The organism is Pantoea sp. SGAir0215, from assembly GCF_043543215.1.
The window spans coordinates 515,364-532,615 of record NZ_CP028031.1 but is presented as its reverse complement, the minus strand read 5'-3'; the positions used below and the strand labels follow the sequence as shown (position 1 = coordinate 532,615).

The following is a 17,252-nucleotide window of genomic DNA, read 5'->3' as shown; positions in this document are numbered from 1 at the left end:
AGCAATGAAAAATTTGCCACCACGAGAAAAACTTCAGCAATGGGGTGCGGATGCGTTAAGTGACGTAGAGCTGTTAGCGATTTTCTTACGAACAGGTTCAAAAGGCGTTCCTGTCATGATGCTGGCGCAGCAGATGCTGCAGGAGCTGGGGTCGCTTTATAATATCGTTAATGCGACGGCTGCAGACTTTAAGGGCATTAAAGGCGCTGGCGAAATCAAGTTGATTCAGATGCGCGCAGTGGCAGAACTGGCCAAACGGTTTTTCGCCAGCCAGCTGGCGCGTGAGAGCACAATTGACAGTCCCGCAGCGACGCGTCAGTACCTGCAGACATTATTGGCCAGGCAGGAGCGTGAGGTGTTTGTCGTGCTGTTTTTGGATAATCAACATCGGGTATTAATGGCCAGAGAAATGTTTTCCGGATCCATCAACAGCGTCGAAGTCCATCCTCGTGAAATTGTGCGTGAAGCCCTGAAAATCAACGCGGCTGCGCTCATCGTGGCGCATAACCATCCGTCAGGAATTGCTGAACCCAGCCAGGCTGACCGCGACATTACACTAAAAATCTGCGAAGCTTGTCGCTTATTGAATATCCGGTTGCTTGATCATCTGGTGATTGGACACGGTCAATCTGTCTCATTTGTCGAACGCGGATGGCTCTGAGCCTGAAAATCTGGTCCAGGTGGCGGCTTTTTACACGATCATTCGGGATCTTTATCTGTTCGGGACTTGAGCACTTGGGCCGAGCGGCGTATACTACGCCACCTTTGAGAATCTCGGGTTTGGCGGTTAGGCCAGCTTAGCGGGTTCCATGGAACTCGCCTGGCGGGCTGCAAGCCTGACGAGGCGGCCAAAACCTAATTTTTAAAGCTCGAGCTGATTTGATTTTTGGAGAATAGACATGTCACGAGTCTGCCAGGTAACTGGAAAGCGTCCGGTGACCGGTAACAACCGTTCCCACGCAATGAACGCGACGAAACGCCGTTTCCTTCCGAACCTGCACTCACACCGTTTTTGGGTTGAGAGCGAGAAGCGCTTCGTTACTCTGCGTGTATCTGTAAAAGGTATGCGTATTATTGATAAAAAGGGCATTGATACGGTGTTAGCCGACATGCGTGCCCGTGGTGAGAAGTACTAAGAGTACTAAGGAACTGAATCATGGCTAAAGGTATTCGTGAGAAGATCAAGCTGGTTTCCTCTGCTGGTACAGGTCACTTCTATACCACCACGAAGAACAAACGTACTAAACCAGAAAAACTTGAACTGAAAAAGTTCGATCCGGTTGTACGTCAGCATGTGATCTACAAAGAAGCCAAAATTAAATAATTTTGGTGTTCTGCTAAAAACCCGGCTCCGGCCGGGTTTTTTGTTTGTGTAATGCGCAGGGGAGAGGTTATGCCAGAGTTGCCAGAGGTAGAAACCAGCCGACGCGGCATTGAGCCACATCTGGTTGGTCAAACAATTCTTCACGCCGTCGTTCGCAACGCACGCTTGCGTTGGCCGGTATCCAATGAAATCCTCGCATTAAGCGATCAGCCAGTACTGAGTGTTCAGCGGCGCGCTAAATACCTTTTGCTTGAGCTGCCACACGGCTGGATCATTATCCATCTTGGTATGTCTGGCAGTCTGCGCGTTCTGCCCGAAGAATTGCCTGCCGCCAAACACGATCATGTTGACCTGGTGATGAGCAACGGGAAGGTCCTGCGCTACACCGATCCCCGACGTTTTGGTGCCTGGTTGTGGAGCAGCGATCTGGACGGAAGCAGCGTACTTGCCCATTTAGGTCCAGAACCACTGAGTGAAATATTCAGTGGCGACTATTTGTTTGAAAAATCCCGCGGTAAGCGAACGGTGATCAAGCAGTGGTTGATGGACAATAAAGTCGTGGTGGGCGTGGGCAATATTTATGCGAGCGAGTCACTGTTTACAGCAGGGATCCTGCCTGATCGAGCAGCGATGAGCTTGTCTCACGATGAAGCGGCGTTTTTGGCTAACACTATTAAAGCGGTACTGCTCCGCTCTATCGAGCAGGGTGGAACGACATTGCGTGACTTTTTACAAAGCGATGGCAAGCCAGGCTATTTTGCTCAGGAGTTACAGGTTTACGGCCGGGCTGGCGAACCCTGCAGGGCATGCGGCACGCCGATTGTGAGTGGGAAGCACGGGCAGCGCAGCACCTACTGGTGCCCCAACTGCCAGCATTAAGGCAGCTTTGCGAGTAAGGCCTGATGGACAGGTGCGGACAGGAAGGCAGAGACATCGCCACCATGCCGCGCCACTTCTTTGACCAGTGACGATGAGATAAAAGAAAAGCCTTCTGAAGGCATTAAAAATACGCTTTCCAGCGTTGGCAACAGGTGTCGGTTCATACGCGCGAGCTGCATTTCATATTCAAAATCGGACACGGCACGTAATCCACGAACCAGCACATTTGCCTGCTGCGCCCGGGCGAAGTTTGCCATCAGATCGCTAAAACCGACCACGTCGACATTGGGCAGATGTGCAGTGGCCTGTTGCGCCAGCGCCACTCTTTCGTCCAGCGTAAACAGCGGTTTTTTACTCGGGCTGGCGGCAATCGCCACAACAAGCCGATCAAACATCTGTGCTGCACGAGTGACGATATCAATATGGCCCAGGGTAATGGGATCGAAGGTGCCAGGATAAATCGCTTTTGTCGTCATGTGCGCCCTTCCGCCGAAGTCTTATTTAGCGCCCAAAGCGCTGCATATTTATTGAATGTGTACTGGGCATTAACGACTGCCAGTAGCCAGCCCTGTTTGCCATCAAGGAATCCGGCACGCAGCAGCAGCGTTTTTACAAAGGCACCCGCTGTATGACTGAAGACAGAAAACAGGCTGCACGTTTTTCCATGCTGGAATCTTTCCTGCGCCCAGGCTTCAGCATAAGCCAGTTGTTTTCGCTGGAAAACCATCAGGTCACGGCAGGTCAGATGCTGTAAATCCCCTTTCAGTACCTTAACGGGCGCACCTTCGGTCTTGAGTGACTCATGGACCTGATTATCGTTATAACCCAGTGTACGAGGATACAGACGCATCACTCTGTCAGGATACCAGCCGCTGTGACGCATAAAACGGCCCAGGAACAGGTTGCTACGACTGAGGCTGTAAACGGTTGGCCCCGGCGGCGCTTCCAGAACCTGTTCAATCGCCTGACGCAATTCTGGCGTCACGCGCTCGTCGGCATCGATCATCAAAATCATATCGCCACTGGCAAAACTTTGCGCCCTCTGGCGTTGTTTTCCATAACCCTGCCATTCCGTTGCCTGAAAAACCTGTGCGCCGGCCTGTTGAGCCAGCGAGAAGGTGTCATCGGTACTTCCGGAATCCAGCACGATAATTTCATCGGCCCAGCTGACTGACGCAAGACAGTCAGGCAGCAAGGCGGCTTCATTTTTGGCAATCATCACCACTGAAAGGCGTTGGCGCGTAGCGGTCATCAATGAGCCCGTGGCGGTAAATGAGGTTCAAGTAACTGTAGCAGGCGCTGCAGCGCACCCTGATTTTGGTGTAGCACCTCGACGGCGTGGCGACCGTAATAACGACGATAGTCGTCATCCTGTAGCAAATTCGTCACTTCTTTTTCCAGCGACGCCGCGTCAGTCACAGTGATCAATCCCTGTGCCTCCTGCAGTTTGCTGCAAATATCTTTGAAGTTCCAGGTATACGGGCCCATCAGTACCGGGATAGCATGGGCTGCCGGTTCCAGCGGATTATGACCGCCACGCTCAACCAGGCTGCCTCCTACGAAAGCCAGGTCGGCTATACCGTAGAGCAGCATCAGTTCGCCCATTGAGTCACCAATGACAACCTGTGTTGAACTGGAGGGGATCTCTCCGCTACTGCGTAAGGTAAAGCTGAAGTGACGTTTTTGAGTAAGTTCGCGCGCATCGTTGAAGCGCTCAGGATGGCGTGGTACCAAAATCAGAAGCAGATCGGGAAAGGTCTCCAGTAAACGGCGATGCGTATCCAACAGAATCGCTTCTTCACCTTCATGTGTACTGGTCGCGATCCAGACCGGACGGCGCGGAGCCCATTGGCGACGCAGCGTGACGGCGCGTGCCGCCAGCTCGGGAGTAACTGAAATATCGAATTTCAGGCTGCCGGTGATCGACAGGTGAGAGCGTTTCAGCCCAAGCTGGATAAAACGCTCACCATCCTCGGCATTTTGCGCAGCGATCAGCGTGATGCTCTGCAGGAGATTGCGCATAAACTTGCCCAGCTTGCGATAGCCTTTGGCTGAGCGTTCTGACAGGCGAGCATTGGCGATCACCAGCGGAATATGGCGCTGATGCAGAATACGGATGATATTAGGCCACAGCTCCGTTTCCATAATGATGACCAAACGTGGATTCACCGTATCAAGAAAACGATTAATGGCGCCGGGTAAGTCGTAAGGCAAATAGACATGGTGTACATCTTTGCCAAAAGCGGACTGCGCGCGCTCCGAACCGGTTGGCGTCATGGTGGTCACGGTAATGGGCAGGGTAGGATAGCGATGACGCAGCGCGCGTACCAACGGCACCGCCGCCAGCGTTTCCCCCACAGAAACCGAATGCAGGACAATGCCGTCCGGCTTCACTTTTCCGGCGCAGTAGCCATAACGCTCTGCCCAGCGTTTGCGATAGGCCGGGGCTTTACGACCGCGCAGCCACAGGCGCAGCCAGATGAGTGGCTGAATGAAATAGAGCAATGCGGTGTAAATGGTCGTCATAGTTACCGTTATGACACGTTGGCGTCAAAAAAGCAGTTTAAAGTCAGATTACTGCATATTATCAGAAACAGCATGATCACTCATCTCACATCATGATTGGGTACGCAGCACCTGCTCATAGAGGGAGGTAAGGGAATGCGCCAGGTGCTGTGGGCTGTATGGCTCAACCCTGCGCCGCGCCGCTTCTCCCATTCGCGCGTCGACGGTCAGACTCGACAGGGCGTTTATCGCCTGGTTCAGGCCTTTAATATCCAGCGCATCGCGAACAAATCCTTCCTGGCCTTCGCGAATAAACTCAGCGCCGCCACAGCCGGTGCTGGTAATGACCGGTAAACCACAGGCCATCGCCTCCAGTACGACGTTGGGGAAGGGATCATATAAGGTCGGCAGCAGCAAACCATCGGCAGCATGATAGAAAGGCTGTACGTCCTGCTGCACGCCGACAAAACGCAAGCGGTCAAGGCAGTTCAGTTGATTAGCCAACTGCTGATAACGTTTTACCTGTTTGTCCTGGCCTACCACAATCAGATAACGATGACTGTGGGCCAGCGCTTCAATGGCCGCTTTCAGGCCTTTGCGTTCAAAACCCGATCCCACGTAAATCAGCACTGTCGCGTTGGTGGGCAGATTCAGTTGGGTCCGCATGGCATGGCGCGTGGCCTCGGTCGCAGGCTGAAAGCGCGTGGCATCAATCGCATTGTAGATAACGTGTATTTTGTCTGCCTGCAGCGTAAAACAGCGCAAAATGTCTTGTTTTACCATCTCAGAATTGCAGATCACCGCTTTCAGTGAGGGAGACTGGAACATGTCCGCTTCCGCCCGCAAAACGTAACGATGGTAAGGACTCAGGCTGGCACTCAGGCGCTGTAGTGGTGATACAATGCGGGCACGTTGCTCAAGCCAGACACGGTGAACGCCATCGCCGGCCCGAAAAATATCACAGCCTGCGATGCGCTCATGGCTTTGTACGATATCAAACTTCTCCCGCTCCCAGCAGGCCCGCGCAGCCTGTGCAAATCCTCGCTCGCGTGAAACCCGCCCCAGTTTGCCTGGATTACAGATGTGCAGATGCCAGTCTGGGTTGGGTTTGCCCTGCCAGCTGCGGGTAATGATATTGAGATCCAGTTGCTCACTTCCCAGCGCTTCCAGCGCGCGTGAGATAAACCGTTCTGCGCCGCCATCAGGACGATATTTTTGCCGGACAATGGCCAGACGTAACTTACGCATTCAGATAGCTCCTTGCGGCATTCACGACATCCTCAACCGGGATGGCCGATAAATAACGCTGATCGGTCCGGGTATCAATAGAATCCGGATGGGGCAGAGATCCATAGTCGCCCGCCCAGATCACCCGATTGTTATCTCCCCACGGACGCCAGTGCTGCAGCTTGGTCGGTCCGAAAAGGGCGATGCAGGGTGTATCCAGCGCCGCCGCCATATGCATGGGCGCGGAGTCGACACCGATAAAGAGTTGCGCGCCCGCGATAAGCGCCGCCAACTGAGGTAAAGAGAGTTGACCCGCAAACGAGATAACGTGAGGGGAATGGCATTGTGCCAGAATACGTTCGACCATCTCCCGTTCATTTGCATCGGGGCCTGCCGTCAGTATCACTTTGCGATCGGCTTGGGCTAACTGATCGATGGTGGCCGCGACCTTGTCCTCTTCCCAACATTTAAACTGCCAGCGTGAAGTGGGCTGTAAAACAATATAGCCCCCGGCAACCTGCTGCTGACGGAGCTTGTCCTGCACTTTTTGCGCATCGTCGGGGCTGAAATGCATTGAGGCACCGATGCCTTCCGCTGGAATAGTCAATGGAGAAAGTGCGGACAGATTTTGTTCCACTGTGTGTAATTGCTCATGATTTTCAGTGGTAACCAAATGCGTGTGGCACCAGCGCCAGATGGCCTTGTCACGTTTTGTGAAGGCAAAGCCAATACGTACTGGTGCACCAGATAAACCGGTGATAATGGCGCTGCGCCACTGATCGGCAAGGTTAATGACCAGGTCATACTGACAGTTGCGGACGGCAGCGACCAGCGCCATTTCATGGCGGAATTTTTGCCAGCCACCTTCCTTTTTCCAGCCGCGGTCAATGACATGCAGATGGCGGATGGCAGGATGTGCTTCCAGCATAGGACGGGTTTCTTTATAGAGCAGAACATCAATCACGGCCTGTGGGTAATGCCGATGCAAAGCATTGATGACAGGCGTGGTCAGCAGCATGTCGCCATGATGACGCAGTTTGATTATCAGTATTTTTTTCGGTGCAAACTGGACTGGAATCGGGCTTGTCATACTCAAATGCTCTCAAAATTCAGTGAGCTGATTGTAGGGCAAACCCTTTAGGGGTTAAAGCAAGTGACGGCGCTTATTTCCTGCGCCAGTAATAAATCCGTCCCAGCCACAGCAGCAGGTGATACCACTGCTTAATACCACGTGCATTGCGCAACATACGTTTGTGCGTCCCGGTCGCGAACACATCTGCAATCATCGCCTGACGCGCAGCCTCATCGGGCTCACGTCGAATACTGTGACAAACGCTCAGGGCTTCGTGCGTTACCTGATAATGGAACGTCGGGTATATTTTAACTTTATCGCGGTAGCGCGCATTAATCTCTTCCAGCATTCTGGCAATTTTCAGGTAATGGCGCTGATATTCGACATTGGCCTGTCCGGTGCGCTTGCGGTTACTGATTGAAGCGTCATGCGTATGATAACGGTACAGTTGTCTGTCGGTGTAGCGCACGCGCTGCACATTGAGCATAAGTTCTGTCGTCCACGGAATGTCCTGATGGTGTAGTCCGGGTTCGAACGCCAGTTTTGTTTTTTCAATCAGTTCACGGCGATAAATGCCCAGCCAGACAACATGCTTATAGCGATGTGTTTTCAGCGCCTTGTTAAGCCACTCTGGGCCGCTGAGAACTGTCGTGCCAGAAAGGCGCTCCAGCGGTATTAGCGGTTGAATCGCATTGTCGGCCGGAAAAAACCATTCAGCGTTACATTGCGCTACATCCAGATTATCCGCTTCTGCCATATCTGTCAGCGTCTGGTACATGTCGGGCTTCATGGTGTCATCAGCATCAGGAAAGGTCACGTACTTGCCGCGAGCCACTGCCAGGCCAGCATTGCGCGCACGGGATACGCCACCGTTTGGTTGGTGAATGACCCGAATGTGAGGATAGCGTTGCGCGTAGTTGTCAGCCTGTTTACCGGAGTCATCGGTGGAACCATCATCAACGATGATGATTTCAAGTGATGTGAGCGTCTGCGCCAGTAAAGACTGGATAAAGCTTTCAAAACCGGCACCAGCATTAAACATCGGCGTGATAATGGACAATAAAGGCGAATTCTGTATCACGGCATTATGCATTTTAGTGAAATCTAGGCGGAACTTTGCCCGCATTATTACGAAAGCATTCAGAACTTTTTGTGCATTTAGGGTCAAATAAACGAGTAGCAGAAATTATTTTTTATGCAACTTTTGCGTGCGGGTGATCAAAAGCCCGGCTATGACTGTTTTAACCTGGGCACAGTATGAAAAATATTCTCGTCATCAGGCGCGATAACATCGGGGATATGGTGTGTACCACCCCGCTGCTGGAAGGTATTAAAAAGGTTTTTCCCGAGGCAAAACTGACATTATTGGTTAACAAAGTCGCGCAGGATGTGGTGCTGAATAATCCCCACATTGATTCGCTACATGTCTATAAAAAAGCCAAACACCGTAGTAAAAACGAGAGCGCAATGGGTGTCTACTGGCATCGTTTGAAAATTTTCTGGATGTTGCGTCAGACTCGTTTTGATGCGGTAGTGCTGGCCAATCCGGTGCCCTGCAGGTACAGCCTGCGTCTCGCACGTTTAGCGGGAGCAACAAATATCATTGGCGCGGGCCAGCCTAATCAAGGGTTTACCCGAAGTTTCAGTAGCGCAGATTTTTCTGGAAATCATCAGGTTGAACACACCTACTCTTACCTCTCATCGTTAACCGCTCATTTACCCGACGTTCCCCCCGTAAGAGTTTATCTGACAAAGTCAGAGCGGGAGGAGGCAGAATCGCGTGTACATGCGTTGTTTCCCGTTGAGGGCCAGACTTATGGCGTGCATATCAGCAGTCGCTGTGCAAAGCGCCGCTGGGCAATAGATAATTATGCTGCGTTTATCCATCACCTCTTAAAGGATGAAAAGGCTCGCGTATTACTGTTTTGGTCACCTCAGGGTGCGCTGGGGCCTGAGGATATGGGAGATAACGCGCGTGCTGAAAAGCTCCTACAGTTAGTTAATTCTTCACGAATAGCAGCCTATCCTACAGGGTCAGTGCGTGATCTGATGGCGGGTTTTCATTGCTGTGATCAGATTTTGTGTAGTGACGGCGGTCAAATGCATATCGCAGCGGGTTTGCACAAAAAACAGGTCGTGTTTTTTGGTGATACGGATGCCCTTGGCTGGCATCCGTGGTCAGGTGAATACAAAATTTTGCAGTCACCTTCTGGTGAAAGCAATGATTTCACCCCGGAATACGTTATCCACGCCTGGCGAGAACTCGAGGGGATCTCGCAAAAAGGAGAATACAGGCAGTCAACCTTCTGTGAGTCGCCTGTTTTTTTTCAGACGTCCTGAATAAGACATAGCCCCTCTCGAACATGCCGTTCCTGTCATCTGTTAAGGCGATGACAGAACGGCTAACGAGCAAAAAAATTAAGTAACGGCGAGCGCGAGGGTTCAGGTCTCCGCTAACTGCAGATATTGGTGACAAATCGTGGAAAGACTATAGATGCTTAAGTCCACCTGGTTCAAATCGGGCGGATTAGCGTAGATGTCACGCATTTTTTCAGCCAGCGAGGCGGCATTCATTTCAGAAAGACCGCGTGCTAAATCGCCGGTTAAAATACTTGCAGGTCCACCGGGGCATCGCGTGCTGACCACCGGCGTTCCACAGCTCATGGCTTCAATCAGCACATTGCCAAATCCTTCACTGTCCGAACTCAAAATCAGCATTCGCGCATGCCGTAGCCAGGGATAAGGATTCGACTGAAAGCCTGCAAATTGTACGCGGTCTGAAATACTCAATTGTTGAGCCAGACGATATAACTTTTCTTTTGCCCCTTCGTTGCCTTGACCCAGTAGAACTAAAGGTGCGTGAATCCCACTTTGCGCATAAGCATCCAGCAAACGGTCGTGGCGTTTAGTTTCATGAAAGCGCCCGATATGTAGAAGAAATTCAGTGCCTGCAAGTGGGCACGGTTCTGATGCGCGTTGTCTGATTTCATCAAAATCAAAAGGATTGAAAATCACACCGGTCCGGGAAGGTTTCACGCCAACGCGTGTCCTCAGATCATCGAGCGTATACTGAGAAACGGCTATCACCTGGCGATTACGATAGACGTGACGGATTTTCTGACGTTTAAGCCACAACGAAAAGCCGGATTTGCGCGCCAGATAAGAGGCTGAAAAGACGCCGTGGATGCAGTACCAGGTCTTAAGGGCGTTAAGTGCACGCGAAGCGCTTACAATGCGGTCAGTTTTATGAAGATGTGAGAGCACTAAATCAAATTTGCCCTCCCGGGCCTCGCTGAGTCGGACGGCATTGTCCAGCAGAGTGGCACGGCGAGCTGTTTCTGTGAGCTTCCGCCAGGGGCGACGACATGTGTCGCGAATAACCTGATAATCAAGCTCTGCCGGAAGGGCATAATCGCAAACGTCCCGCAGTGAAAAAAGCGATACGCGATGTCCTTCATTGATCATACCCTGAGCCAGCGTCAGCACCACTTTTTCAGCGCCGCCGCCGGGTAACCCATCAATTATCATCAAAATACGCTTGGACAACTTACCACCTCATCAACGCCGACAATTTATGCATGATCTCAACGCTGACATTTCCCGTCATAAAAGGGATACCAAAAAACGGACCGGACTGTTCTGAGGTATCTCACTGAATATCAAGAAAACATCGCCATACTTCTACCGTATTTTTACGATGAAGACATCCTGATTAAACGCATTATTCTAGGATATCACTTAGCGGCTGACCACGGATAAAGATCGTGCTGTGGACAATTATAGTTTTGCTTGCGTCGGTTGCCCTGCGTAACATAGCAGGATGATCTCTACCGCTTGTTGGATAAGTTATGGACAAACCCGCGTTTTTAATCACCCTGGATACTGAAGGCGATAATATCTGGCGCAATCGCAGTGGCAATGTCACTACGCACAATGTTCGGTTTTTGCCACGTTTTCAGTCTCTGTGCGAAAAATACGCGTTCAAACCTACCTGGCTTACCAACTATGAAATGGTTAGCGATCCGGCTTATGTTGAATTCGGGCGTGACCTTCTTTCACGGGGGCAGGGTGAAATCGGTATGCATCTGCACGCCTGGTATAGTCCTCCTGATTATGCGCTGACTGAAGATGACTGGCGTTATAAACCTTACCTGATTGAATATCCTGAAAACATCCTGCGGGATAAAGTCGCCCGTATGACGGATTTGCTTGAGACCGCCTTTGAGACAAAAATGCGCAGTCATCGGGCCGGTCGCTGGGCCTTTAATGAAATATACGCACGCGCACTAATTGAGCATGGTTATCTGGTGGACTGCTCCGTCACACCACGTGTTGACTGGCGCAATTCGTTGGGGGCACCTCAGGGAACGGGCGGTACCGATTACAGTGGTTTCCCTGACCAGGCTTATTATGTCGATATCAACGACATTTCGAAACCTGGCGACTCGACCTTATTAGAATTACCGATGAGCATTCAGTACCGGCATGGTGCATTGAAAAATACGCTAAAAAAAGCCTGGGATAATGTTCGGGGTAAATCAAGAGGAGCAAGGGTAAACTGGTTGAGGCCCGTGGGTGGAAATCTGGCACAAATGAAACAGGTGGTTGAACAAACCCTGGCGCAGGGCAATGATTATGTTGAGTTCATGCTGCATTCGTCTGAATTTATGCCAGACGGGAGCCCGACCTTCAAAAACCACGCTGATATAGACCGTCTGTATGATGATTTGGAACAGCTGTTTAGCTGGCTTCAGGTACGCACTCAGGGCATGACGCTGACTGAATACGCCCTAAAGAAAAAACATTCCCCGGTGTGATGACCGGGGGAACGTTAAAGGCCCGCTATTGGCTTTTGTAGCGAAGCCATGAAAAAAACGTGTCGACTTCCGGGTAGCGCATTTGCATGTATTTTTTTGTTTTGCAACTGCCCTTGCAAAGACGTGCCGCAGACTTGATTGCGTGTTTAGTCTGATTGTCATAATGATAAAAGCCATAAACTTTTTTCGACATGCTTTTGACTTCATTAAAGCAATTAACGATCATGCCCGCCGCAAGATCGCGCAGTTCATTATTTGACTGCGCCATCGTACACATTTTGTTCATCGCGAACAGCATATCCTGAATATCACTCTTGCGTACATTCCGCGTAATACTGTGGTTGTTATCACGGTAGTAATAGAGTGTGTTCTCAACATGAGCGATTTTTTGTGTTTTCAGGTATTGAAAGGGAGTGAACATCACGTCCTCGTAACGTCTCCCTACTTCAAAGCGCTCACCTTCCAGCAAAGTGCGTCTGTAAATGCGATTCCACAGGTGCCACATGGATCGGGTAAAGAGTGAATTCAGGCAATTCAACCCCTGACCTGAAAAATCGTACGCGATGCGTTGGGGCAGTTCGTCATCTGTGGCTTCCGGAATACTGTGCTCAAATCGGGCATAATTAAAATCAATCAGGTCATCCACATCGGCTAACAATAGCGGCCGGATAATTGAGAGATAGTTCCTGCTGAGCAAATCATCAGCATCCAGAAAGGTAATGAATTTACCTTTGGCTTCCTGAAGGCCTGCATTGCGGGCAGCAGAAACGCCCTGATTAGTTTGCTGGATAAATTCAACTGAACAGGGTGGATTTGTGCTCAGCAATTCTTTAACACGCAGCGCAGAGTCATCTGTCGAACCATCATCGATAATGATGACCTGGATATCCTCACCTGCCTGAATGAACAGCGACGTCAGGCAAGAATGAATATATTGTTGACTATTATATAGAGGGATGATGATGCTTAATAGCCAGTCCCGGTGTTGACTCATTCCGTTTCCTGTAATCCATCGGATGTTTTTATGAGTAAGATACTCATGATGACAGCCAGGCAATAGATCAATGTGCCTTCAGTACTAAAAAAGATGACGTCGCTCAGACCATAGGTTATGAGCGAAATGGTCACGGCCAACAACGCTGGATTACGATAAGGCAGCAGAGCATTATATAATAAACAGAAATACAGGCCAATCAGCGCCAGCACGCCCAGAATGCCTTTAATCGAAAAGGTTTCCATTACTTCGTTATGCATGTGAACCGTGAGATAAGTAAGCGCGCCATAAAGTGCGGGTTCTTTTGCCACAATGGCTTTTGCTTCCTCCGCTCTTTGCTCAGCGGACTCTCCCCAAATGGCTTCTGAGCCTGTCCGAAATGCCACAGTTTGCATACTTAAGCGCGAAATAATCGAGTTTTCACCTTTTTGCTCATGCTTATGCGCAATATCTTCATTAAATTGTTGAATGCGCAAAGCAATAACGTTATGGAAGATGGCTGCACTTAGCGCAATCATCACAGGGACCAGCGTGAACAGAATGATTTTATGTCGGCGGCTGATGATGTGAGTACTCATCAGCACAATGATCAAGGTCAGGACTGGATAAGCAAGCATCGCGGCCCGCGTTCCGGTCAGCACGATCGAAGCATAGCTAAAGGTAAAGGCAGCAAGGAAAAGCAGGACTCTGTGTCTTGAATTTAAGAGTAAGACCGCTTTAATGAAAACCAGGTTAACCGCCGTAATAATATAGGCGGCAACCGTCGCCCTGTCGAAATTCAGCTCTACACGATGAATATGCATGTCAATGCCCTGGTAAATCGCATAGCCGTTCACAACCAGCCCACAAAGAATGGCAGCAATGATTGTATTTTTTTGCAGGGCTGCTTTTTCATTGAGCGTCACAAGTAAAATAAATGCGGCAGCAATCTGTAGTCGCCCTGTCGACTGGTACTGTCGATAAAGACTAATAAAATCACCGGGCTGTTTATACATTACTGTCCAGATTATGCTGATAATCCCAACAGCAAAAAATGCCCCAGGTAATATTAGGTTACGTTTGTTAACGAGATAAGTTTTTAGATTGAAAACGACAGCTAAAAAAGAGAGATAACTCGTCAGGTAAAACGCATTTCTGCCAAGAGAACCACCGAATGGCGAAGTAATAAAGGAAAAGATGCATCCTATAAAAATAAGTATTTTTATAGTGCGAGATAAGGCCTCTTTTTTAATAATTAAATGGTCAGTTTTCATTTTTTTCTTATAACGTCCATTAAAGCATCGTTAAATTCTGTCTTAAACAGCGCATAATCAAAATGTTCTGCTGTCCAGTTTTTTGCTGTGTCACTGTATTGCTGATAGGTTTCATGCTGAGATAAAACGTCAACGGCATCGGCGCAATCAATATGAGAAACCAGTTTGGCGTCTTGCATTACATCCCGCACAGGATCGTAAATCTTATAAGGGAAATCCACATGAATTCCTGTTAATTTTTCATGTTCATCAATCGTTACTGAAGGAATCAACCCCAGGCCACATTGTTGATGCCTGACCACTTCAGGTTGTCCATCGATCATCGGGAATATCACGGGGACGCCGAAATAGAGTGCTTCCATACAGGAAAGACCAAAGGGTTCAGTGACAGGTGTGCTGAGATAAATATCAATACGATTGAAAAATGCACCAATGTCATGCTGAAAACCGCTGAAAGTAACGAATTCGCTGATATCTAAACGTTTAGCGAGTGCAACAAAAGCATCATGATCGGGCCCTTTTCCCGCAATTTCCAGTACGACATTCCGGCCGCGCTGGCGTAATTCCTTTAAAGCTAACAGCGCGACGCTAATACCCTTCAGGCTAACCTGACGAGCAGCAGTGCCGAGACGGATCGGGTTATTTAGCGTCCGGATGCCAGAATGGATTCCCTGAGGCACCATGATGCGGTTAATCACTACGTGATGGGGACAGGGCAGATTAAAACGAAGCTGCATCACGCGATTAGAGGCATAAGAAGCAGAAATGACACCATCCAGCATGGCCATAAAGCCCAGCGTTTTTTTATTTTTGGGATATCGCCATGAGCAGCCATGATCGTAATAAACCAGACTTGCCCGCTCAGGTTTTGCGCTTAATCCCGGAATCAAATCCCAGACGACGATTACATCGGCATCGCTCGACTCTACGCGCTTTTGTAGCAAATATTTCCGAAGAAATTGGGGGACTTTTATTTTCAGGTTATTTAACCATCGATTGGCGAAGATGATTTTTTGTTGAGGGATGTGACGGCGAATGTCATCATCGATCTCGTTACTGATGCAAATAACATCGTCACGCCCGTCAGAAAAATCGTTGATGTACTGTAGGAAAAGACGCTCAACGCCACCCATTTTGCCGAGATTAATGATATGAAGTTTCTTCATGCGGTAATCTCAAAAACCATATCTGCCACGTCCTTAGCGCTAATATCTGCCAATTTGCTGCCCTCTGCAGGACGCAAAACATGCTGATTTTGTCCGTAACCACCAATCAAGCCGGGATCGGTCGGACCGTATAACGTAATATTGGGTCTGTCCAGTGCTGCTGCCATATGGCTCAAACCTGTGTCTACTGAGACAACAGCTTTCGCACCTGCCAGCTGCTGAGCAACCGCTTCAAGAGTGAGCCTGGGCAATACCTCTACATGCTCAAAACCCTCAGCCAGCCGGATCGCACGCTGATGCTCATGCTCAGCGCCCCAGGGCAGTTTTACGCGCAAACCTGTCGGCTGGAGCCGTTCAATTAACTCGCGCCAGTGGGATTCCGGCCAGTGCTTGTTATCACGGGTCGTGGCATGCAGGAAGACCAGATAAGCGTTTTCACCCTGTAATGCCACATTGCGGAAATGGCCAGCAATAGCATAGTCTCCCTGCGTTTGCGGCTTCTCATAACCCAGGCTTTTCGCGAACAGTTCCCGGGTCCTCTCTACTGCGTGTTGCTGCTTACTGACCTCGTGCTTTTTGTCGTACCACCAACTGGCAAAGGGTTCACGCGCACTGCGGCTGTCCAGACCGTGCTTGACACCTTTAGCCAGACGCGTCACGAGTGCGGCACTCTTAATCAGCCCCTGAGCATCAATCACCACATCATAGTGGCGAGACTGTAAATCGCGTTTAAATCGAACACGTTCTTCACGCTGCTCGCTGCCGAACCAGTGCTTACGCCAGCGACGGATTGCAACGGGCAGAACCTTATCAACGGCGGGATGCCATGCAGGAATCTGGGCAAAATTTTCTTCTACCACCCAATCAAAACGAATACCGGGAAGGGCATGCATAGCATCAGTCAGGGCAGGTAACGTATGGAGCACATCCCCCATTGACGAGGTTTTAACAATCAGGACGTGCATGAACTCTCCTGGGCTTCACGCAACAAACTGCGTAATGTTTCATGGACTTGTGAAGGCTGGATGTCAATCAGGCTTTGATGGTAGCCCTGCTCAGCATCCCCTTTACGGACGCGATGGTAACCGCTGATTAAACGGATGATACGCGCCTGATCCGACAGCGGCGGGGTGAAGTCCGGGCTACTGGGACCATATAAAGCCACCAGTGGGCGGTTCAACGCGGCGGCAATGTGCATAAGACCAGAGTCATTGCTCACTACCGCCCGGCACTGGGCCAGCATAATGACAGCCTGTTCCAGCTGGGTTTGACCTGCCAGATTGCGGCAATGATCACGACTTGTCTCGGGCAGCGACGCGATGATTTCTTCGCCAGTGGGGCCATCTTTTACTGAACCGAACAGCAGGATCTGAAACCCTTCGCGAATTAACTGTTCTGCCAGCGCGGCGTAGTGAAAATGCGGCCAGCGTTTTGCCGGACCAAATTCGGCCCCGGGGCAAAAGCCAATAGCCGGGCGCTCAGAGGAAAGTTGAAACTGCGCAGCCATTACGCTTTTTTCCGCTTCGCTGACCTGTAACTGCGGTTTCAGCAAGGGTTGTGGCAGTTGACGGGCTGAACGGAAAGGCGTGTCATAGGCCAGCGCAACATAACGCTCTACCATTAAAGGAAACGCGGCCTTATCCAGTACCCGCACATCATTCAACAGACCATAGCGCATTTCTCCGCGCCAGCCGACGCGGCGAGGAATACCCGCAAAAAAGGGCACCAATGCCGATTTGAATGAGTTGGGCAACACGTAAGCGCGATCATAACCCTGATCGCGCAGTGATTTACCCAAACGGCGGCGCTCGCCTATCGCCAGCGCACCATGGCCGAGTGGCATGGCCAGCGCCTGATTCACTTCAGGCATTCGGGAAAGTAAAGGACGGCACCATTCAGGTGCCATCACATCAATCACCGCATCAGGATGTTCGGCCTTGAGCGTACGATAGAGACTTTGCGACATCATCATATCGCCGACCCACGACGGGCCGATCACCAGAATTTTCATTACC

Annotated in this window: 18 protein-coding genes; 6 read left to right on the top strand and 12 right to left on the bottom strand. The window is 50.3% G+C overall.

What is annotated here, in order from left to right:
- Positions 1-4: 4 nt before the first annotated feature.
- The 4 genes from radC (at position 5) to mutM (ending at position 2,203) form a co-directional block, all read left to right on the top strand.
- Positions 5-661, top strand: coding sequence for a RadC family protein (radC, locus tag C1N64_RS02650; RefSeq protein ID WP_033738055.1), 657 nt, complete (start codon positions 5-7; stop codon positions 659-661).
- A 238-nt stretch (positions 662-899) separates the two neighbouring features.
- Positions 900-1,136 (top strand): 50S ribosomal protein L28, encoded by a 237-nt coding sequence (rpmB, locus tag C1N64_RS02645; RefSeq protein WP_006121249.1) that lies wholly within the window; start codon positions 900-902, stop codon positions 1,134-1,136.
- Positions 1,137-1,156: 20 nt separating this feature from the next.
- A complete protein-coding gene (gene rpmG, locus C1N64_RS02640) occupies positions 1,157-1,324 on the top strand; it encodes a 50S ribosomal protein L33 (RefSeq protein ID WP_001051798.1) in 168 nt (55 codons plus the stop codon).
- A gap of 69 nt (positions 1,325-1,393) precedes the next feature.
- A complete protein-coding gene (gene mutM, locus C1N64_RS02635; RefSeq protein WP_033738058.1) occupies positions 1,394-2,203 on the top strand; it encodes a bifunctional DNA-formamidopyrimidine glycosylase/DNA-(apurinic or apyrimidinic site) lyase in 810 nt (269 codons plus the stop codon).
- Here mutM and coaD read toward each other — a convergent pair.
- From coaD to C1N64_RS02605, 6 genes are all read right to left on the bottom strand, one after another.
- Positions 2,200-2,679: a pantetheine-phosphate adenylyltransferase gene (coaD, locus tag C1N64_RS02630; RefSeq protein ID WP_006121252.1), complete on the bottom strand. Its 480-nt coding sequence runs from the start codon at positions 2,677-2,679 to the stop codon at positions 2,200-2,202. The two genes, mutM and coaD, sit on opposite strands and share 4 nt — an antisense overlap.
- Entirely contained in the window at positions 2,676-3,455 is a 780-nt protein-coding gene (locus C1N64_RS02625) for a glycosyltransferase family 2 protein (RefSeq protein ID WP_324029425.1), read from the bottom strand. Before C1N64_RS02625 ends, coaD begins: the two co-directional genes overlap by 4 nt.
- Complete coding sequence (waaA, locus tag C1N64_RS02620) at positions 3,455-4,729, bottom strand: lipid IV(A) 3-deoxy-D-manno-octulosonic acid transferase (protein WP_394515227.1); 1,275 nt, start codon at positions 4,727-4,729, stop codon at positions 3,455-3,457. Before waaA ends, C1N64_RS02625 begins: the two co-directional genes overlap by 1 nt.
- Before the next feature lie 90 nt (positions 4,730-4,819).
- Complete coding sequence (locus tag C1N64_RS02615; protein WP_394515226.1) at positions 4,820-5,956, bottom strand: glycosyltransferase family 4 protein; 1,137 nt, start codon at positions 5,954-5,956, stop codon at positions 4,820-4,822.
- A complete protein-coding gene (gene rfaQ / locus C1N64_RS02610; RefSeq protein WP_033738063.1) occupies positions 5,949-7,025 on the bottom strand; it encodes a putative lipopolysaccharide heptosyltransferase III in 1,077 nt (358 codons plus the stop codon). The genes C1N64_RS02615 and rfaQ overlap by 8 nt, the downstream gene beginning before the upstream one ends.
- 73 nt (positions 7,026-7,098) lie before the next feature.
- Positions 7,099-8,100 (bottom strand): glycosyltransferase, encoded by a 1,002-nt coding sequence (locus tag C1N64_RS02605; RefSeq protein WP_164482765.1) that lies wholly within the window; start codon positions 8,098-8,100, stop codon positions 7,099-7,101.
- 164 nt (positions 8,101-8,264) lie between these two features.
- Here C1N64_RS02605 and C1N64_RS02600 point away from each other — a divergent pair, with 164 nt between their 5' ends.
- On the top strand, positions 8,265-9,347 hold the full coding sequence (locus C1N64_RS02600; RefSeq protein WP_054632869.1) for a glycosyltransferase family 9 protein: 1,083 nt from the start codon (positions 8,265-8,267) through the stop codon (positions 9,345-9,347).
- Between the two features lie 102 nt (positions 9,348-9,449).
- Here C1N64_RS02600 and C1N64_RS02595 read toward each other — a convergent pair whose 3' ends face one another.
- Complete coding sequence (locus C1N64_RS02595) at positions 9,450-10,535, bottom strand: glycosyltransferase (protein ID WP_394515489.1); 1,086 nt, start codon at positions 10,533-10,535, stop codon at positions 9,450-9,452.
- 320 nt (positions 10,536-10,855) lie between these two features.
- Here C1N64_RS02595 and C1N64_RS02590 point away from each other — a divergent pair, with 320 nt between their 5' ends.
- Positions 10,856-11,824: a polysaccharide deacetylase family protein gene (locus C1N64_RS02590; protein WP_394515225.1), complete on the top strand. Its 969-nt coding sequence runs from the start codon at positions 10,856-10,858 to the stop codon at positions 11,822-11,824.
- A gap of 25 nt (positions 11,825-11,849) precedes the next feature.
- Here the strand turns inward: C1N64_RS02590 and C1N64_RS02585 are convergent, their stop codons facing one another.
- From C1N64_RS02585 to rfaF, 5 genes are read right to left on the bottom strand one after another with little or no spacing between them, the layout of a single operon-like run.
- Positions 11,850-12,818: a glycosyltransferase family 2 protein gene (locus C1N64_RS02585; RefSeq protein WP_394515224.1), complete on the bottom strand. Its 969-nt coding sequence runs from the start codon at positions 12,816-12,818 to the stop codon at positions 11,850-11,852.
- Complete coding sequence (locus C1N64_RS02580) at positions 12,815-14,071, bottom strand: O-antigen ligase family protein (protein ID WP_394515222.1); 1,257 nt, start codon at positions 14,069-14,071, stop codon at positions 12,815-12,817. Before C1N64_RS02580 ends, C1N64_RS02585 begins: the two co-directional genes overlap by 4 nt.
- Positions 14,068-15,237 (bottom strand): glycosyltransferase, encoded by a 1,170-nt coding sequence (locus C1N64_RS02575; protein WP_054632874.1) that lies wholly within the window; start codon positions 15,235-15,237, stop codon positions 14,068-14,070. Before C1N64_RS02575 ends, C1N64_RS02580 begins: the two co-directional genes overlap by 4 nt.
- A complete protein-coding gene (rfaC, locus tag C1N64_RS02570; protein ID WP_054632875.1) occupies positions 15,234-16,202 on the bottom strand; it encodes a lipopolysaccharide heptosyltransferase RfaC in 969 nt (322 codons plus the stop codon). Before rfaC ends, C1N64_RS02575 begins: the two co-directional genes overlap by 4 nt.
- Entirely contained in the window at positions 16,190-17,248 is a 1,059-nt protein-coding gene (gene rfaF / locus C1N64_RS02565; protein ID WP_394515221.1) for an ADP-heptose--LPS heptosyltransferase RfaF, read from the bottom strand. Before rfaF ends, rfaC begins: the two co-directional genes overlap by 13 nt.
- Positions 17,249-17,252 lie beyond the last annotated feature (4 nt).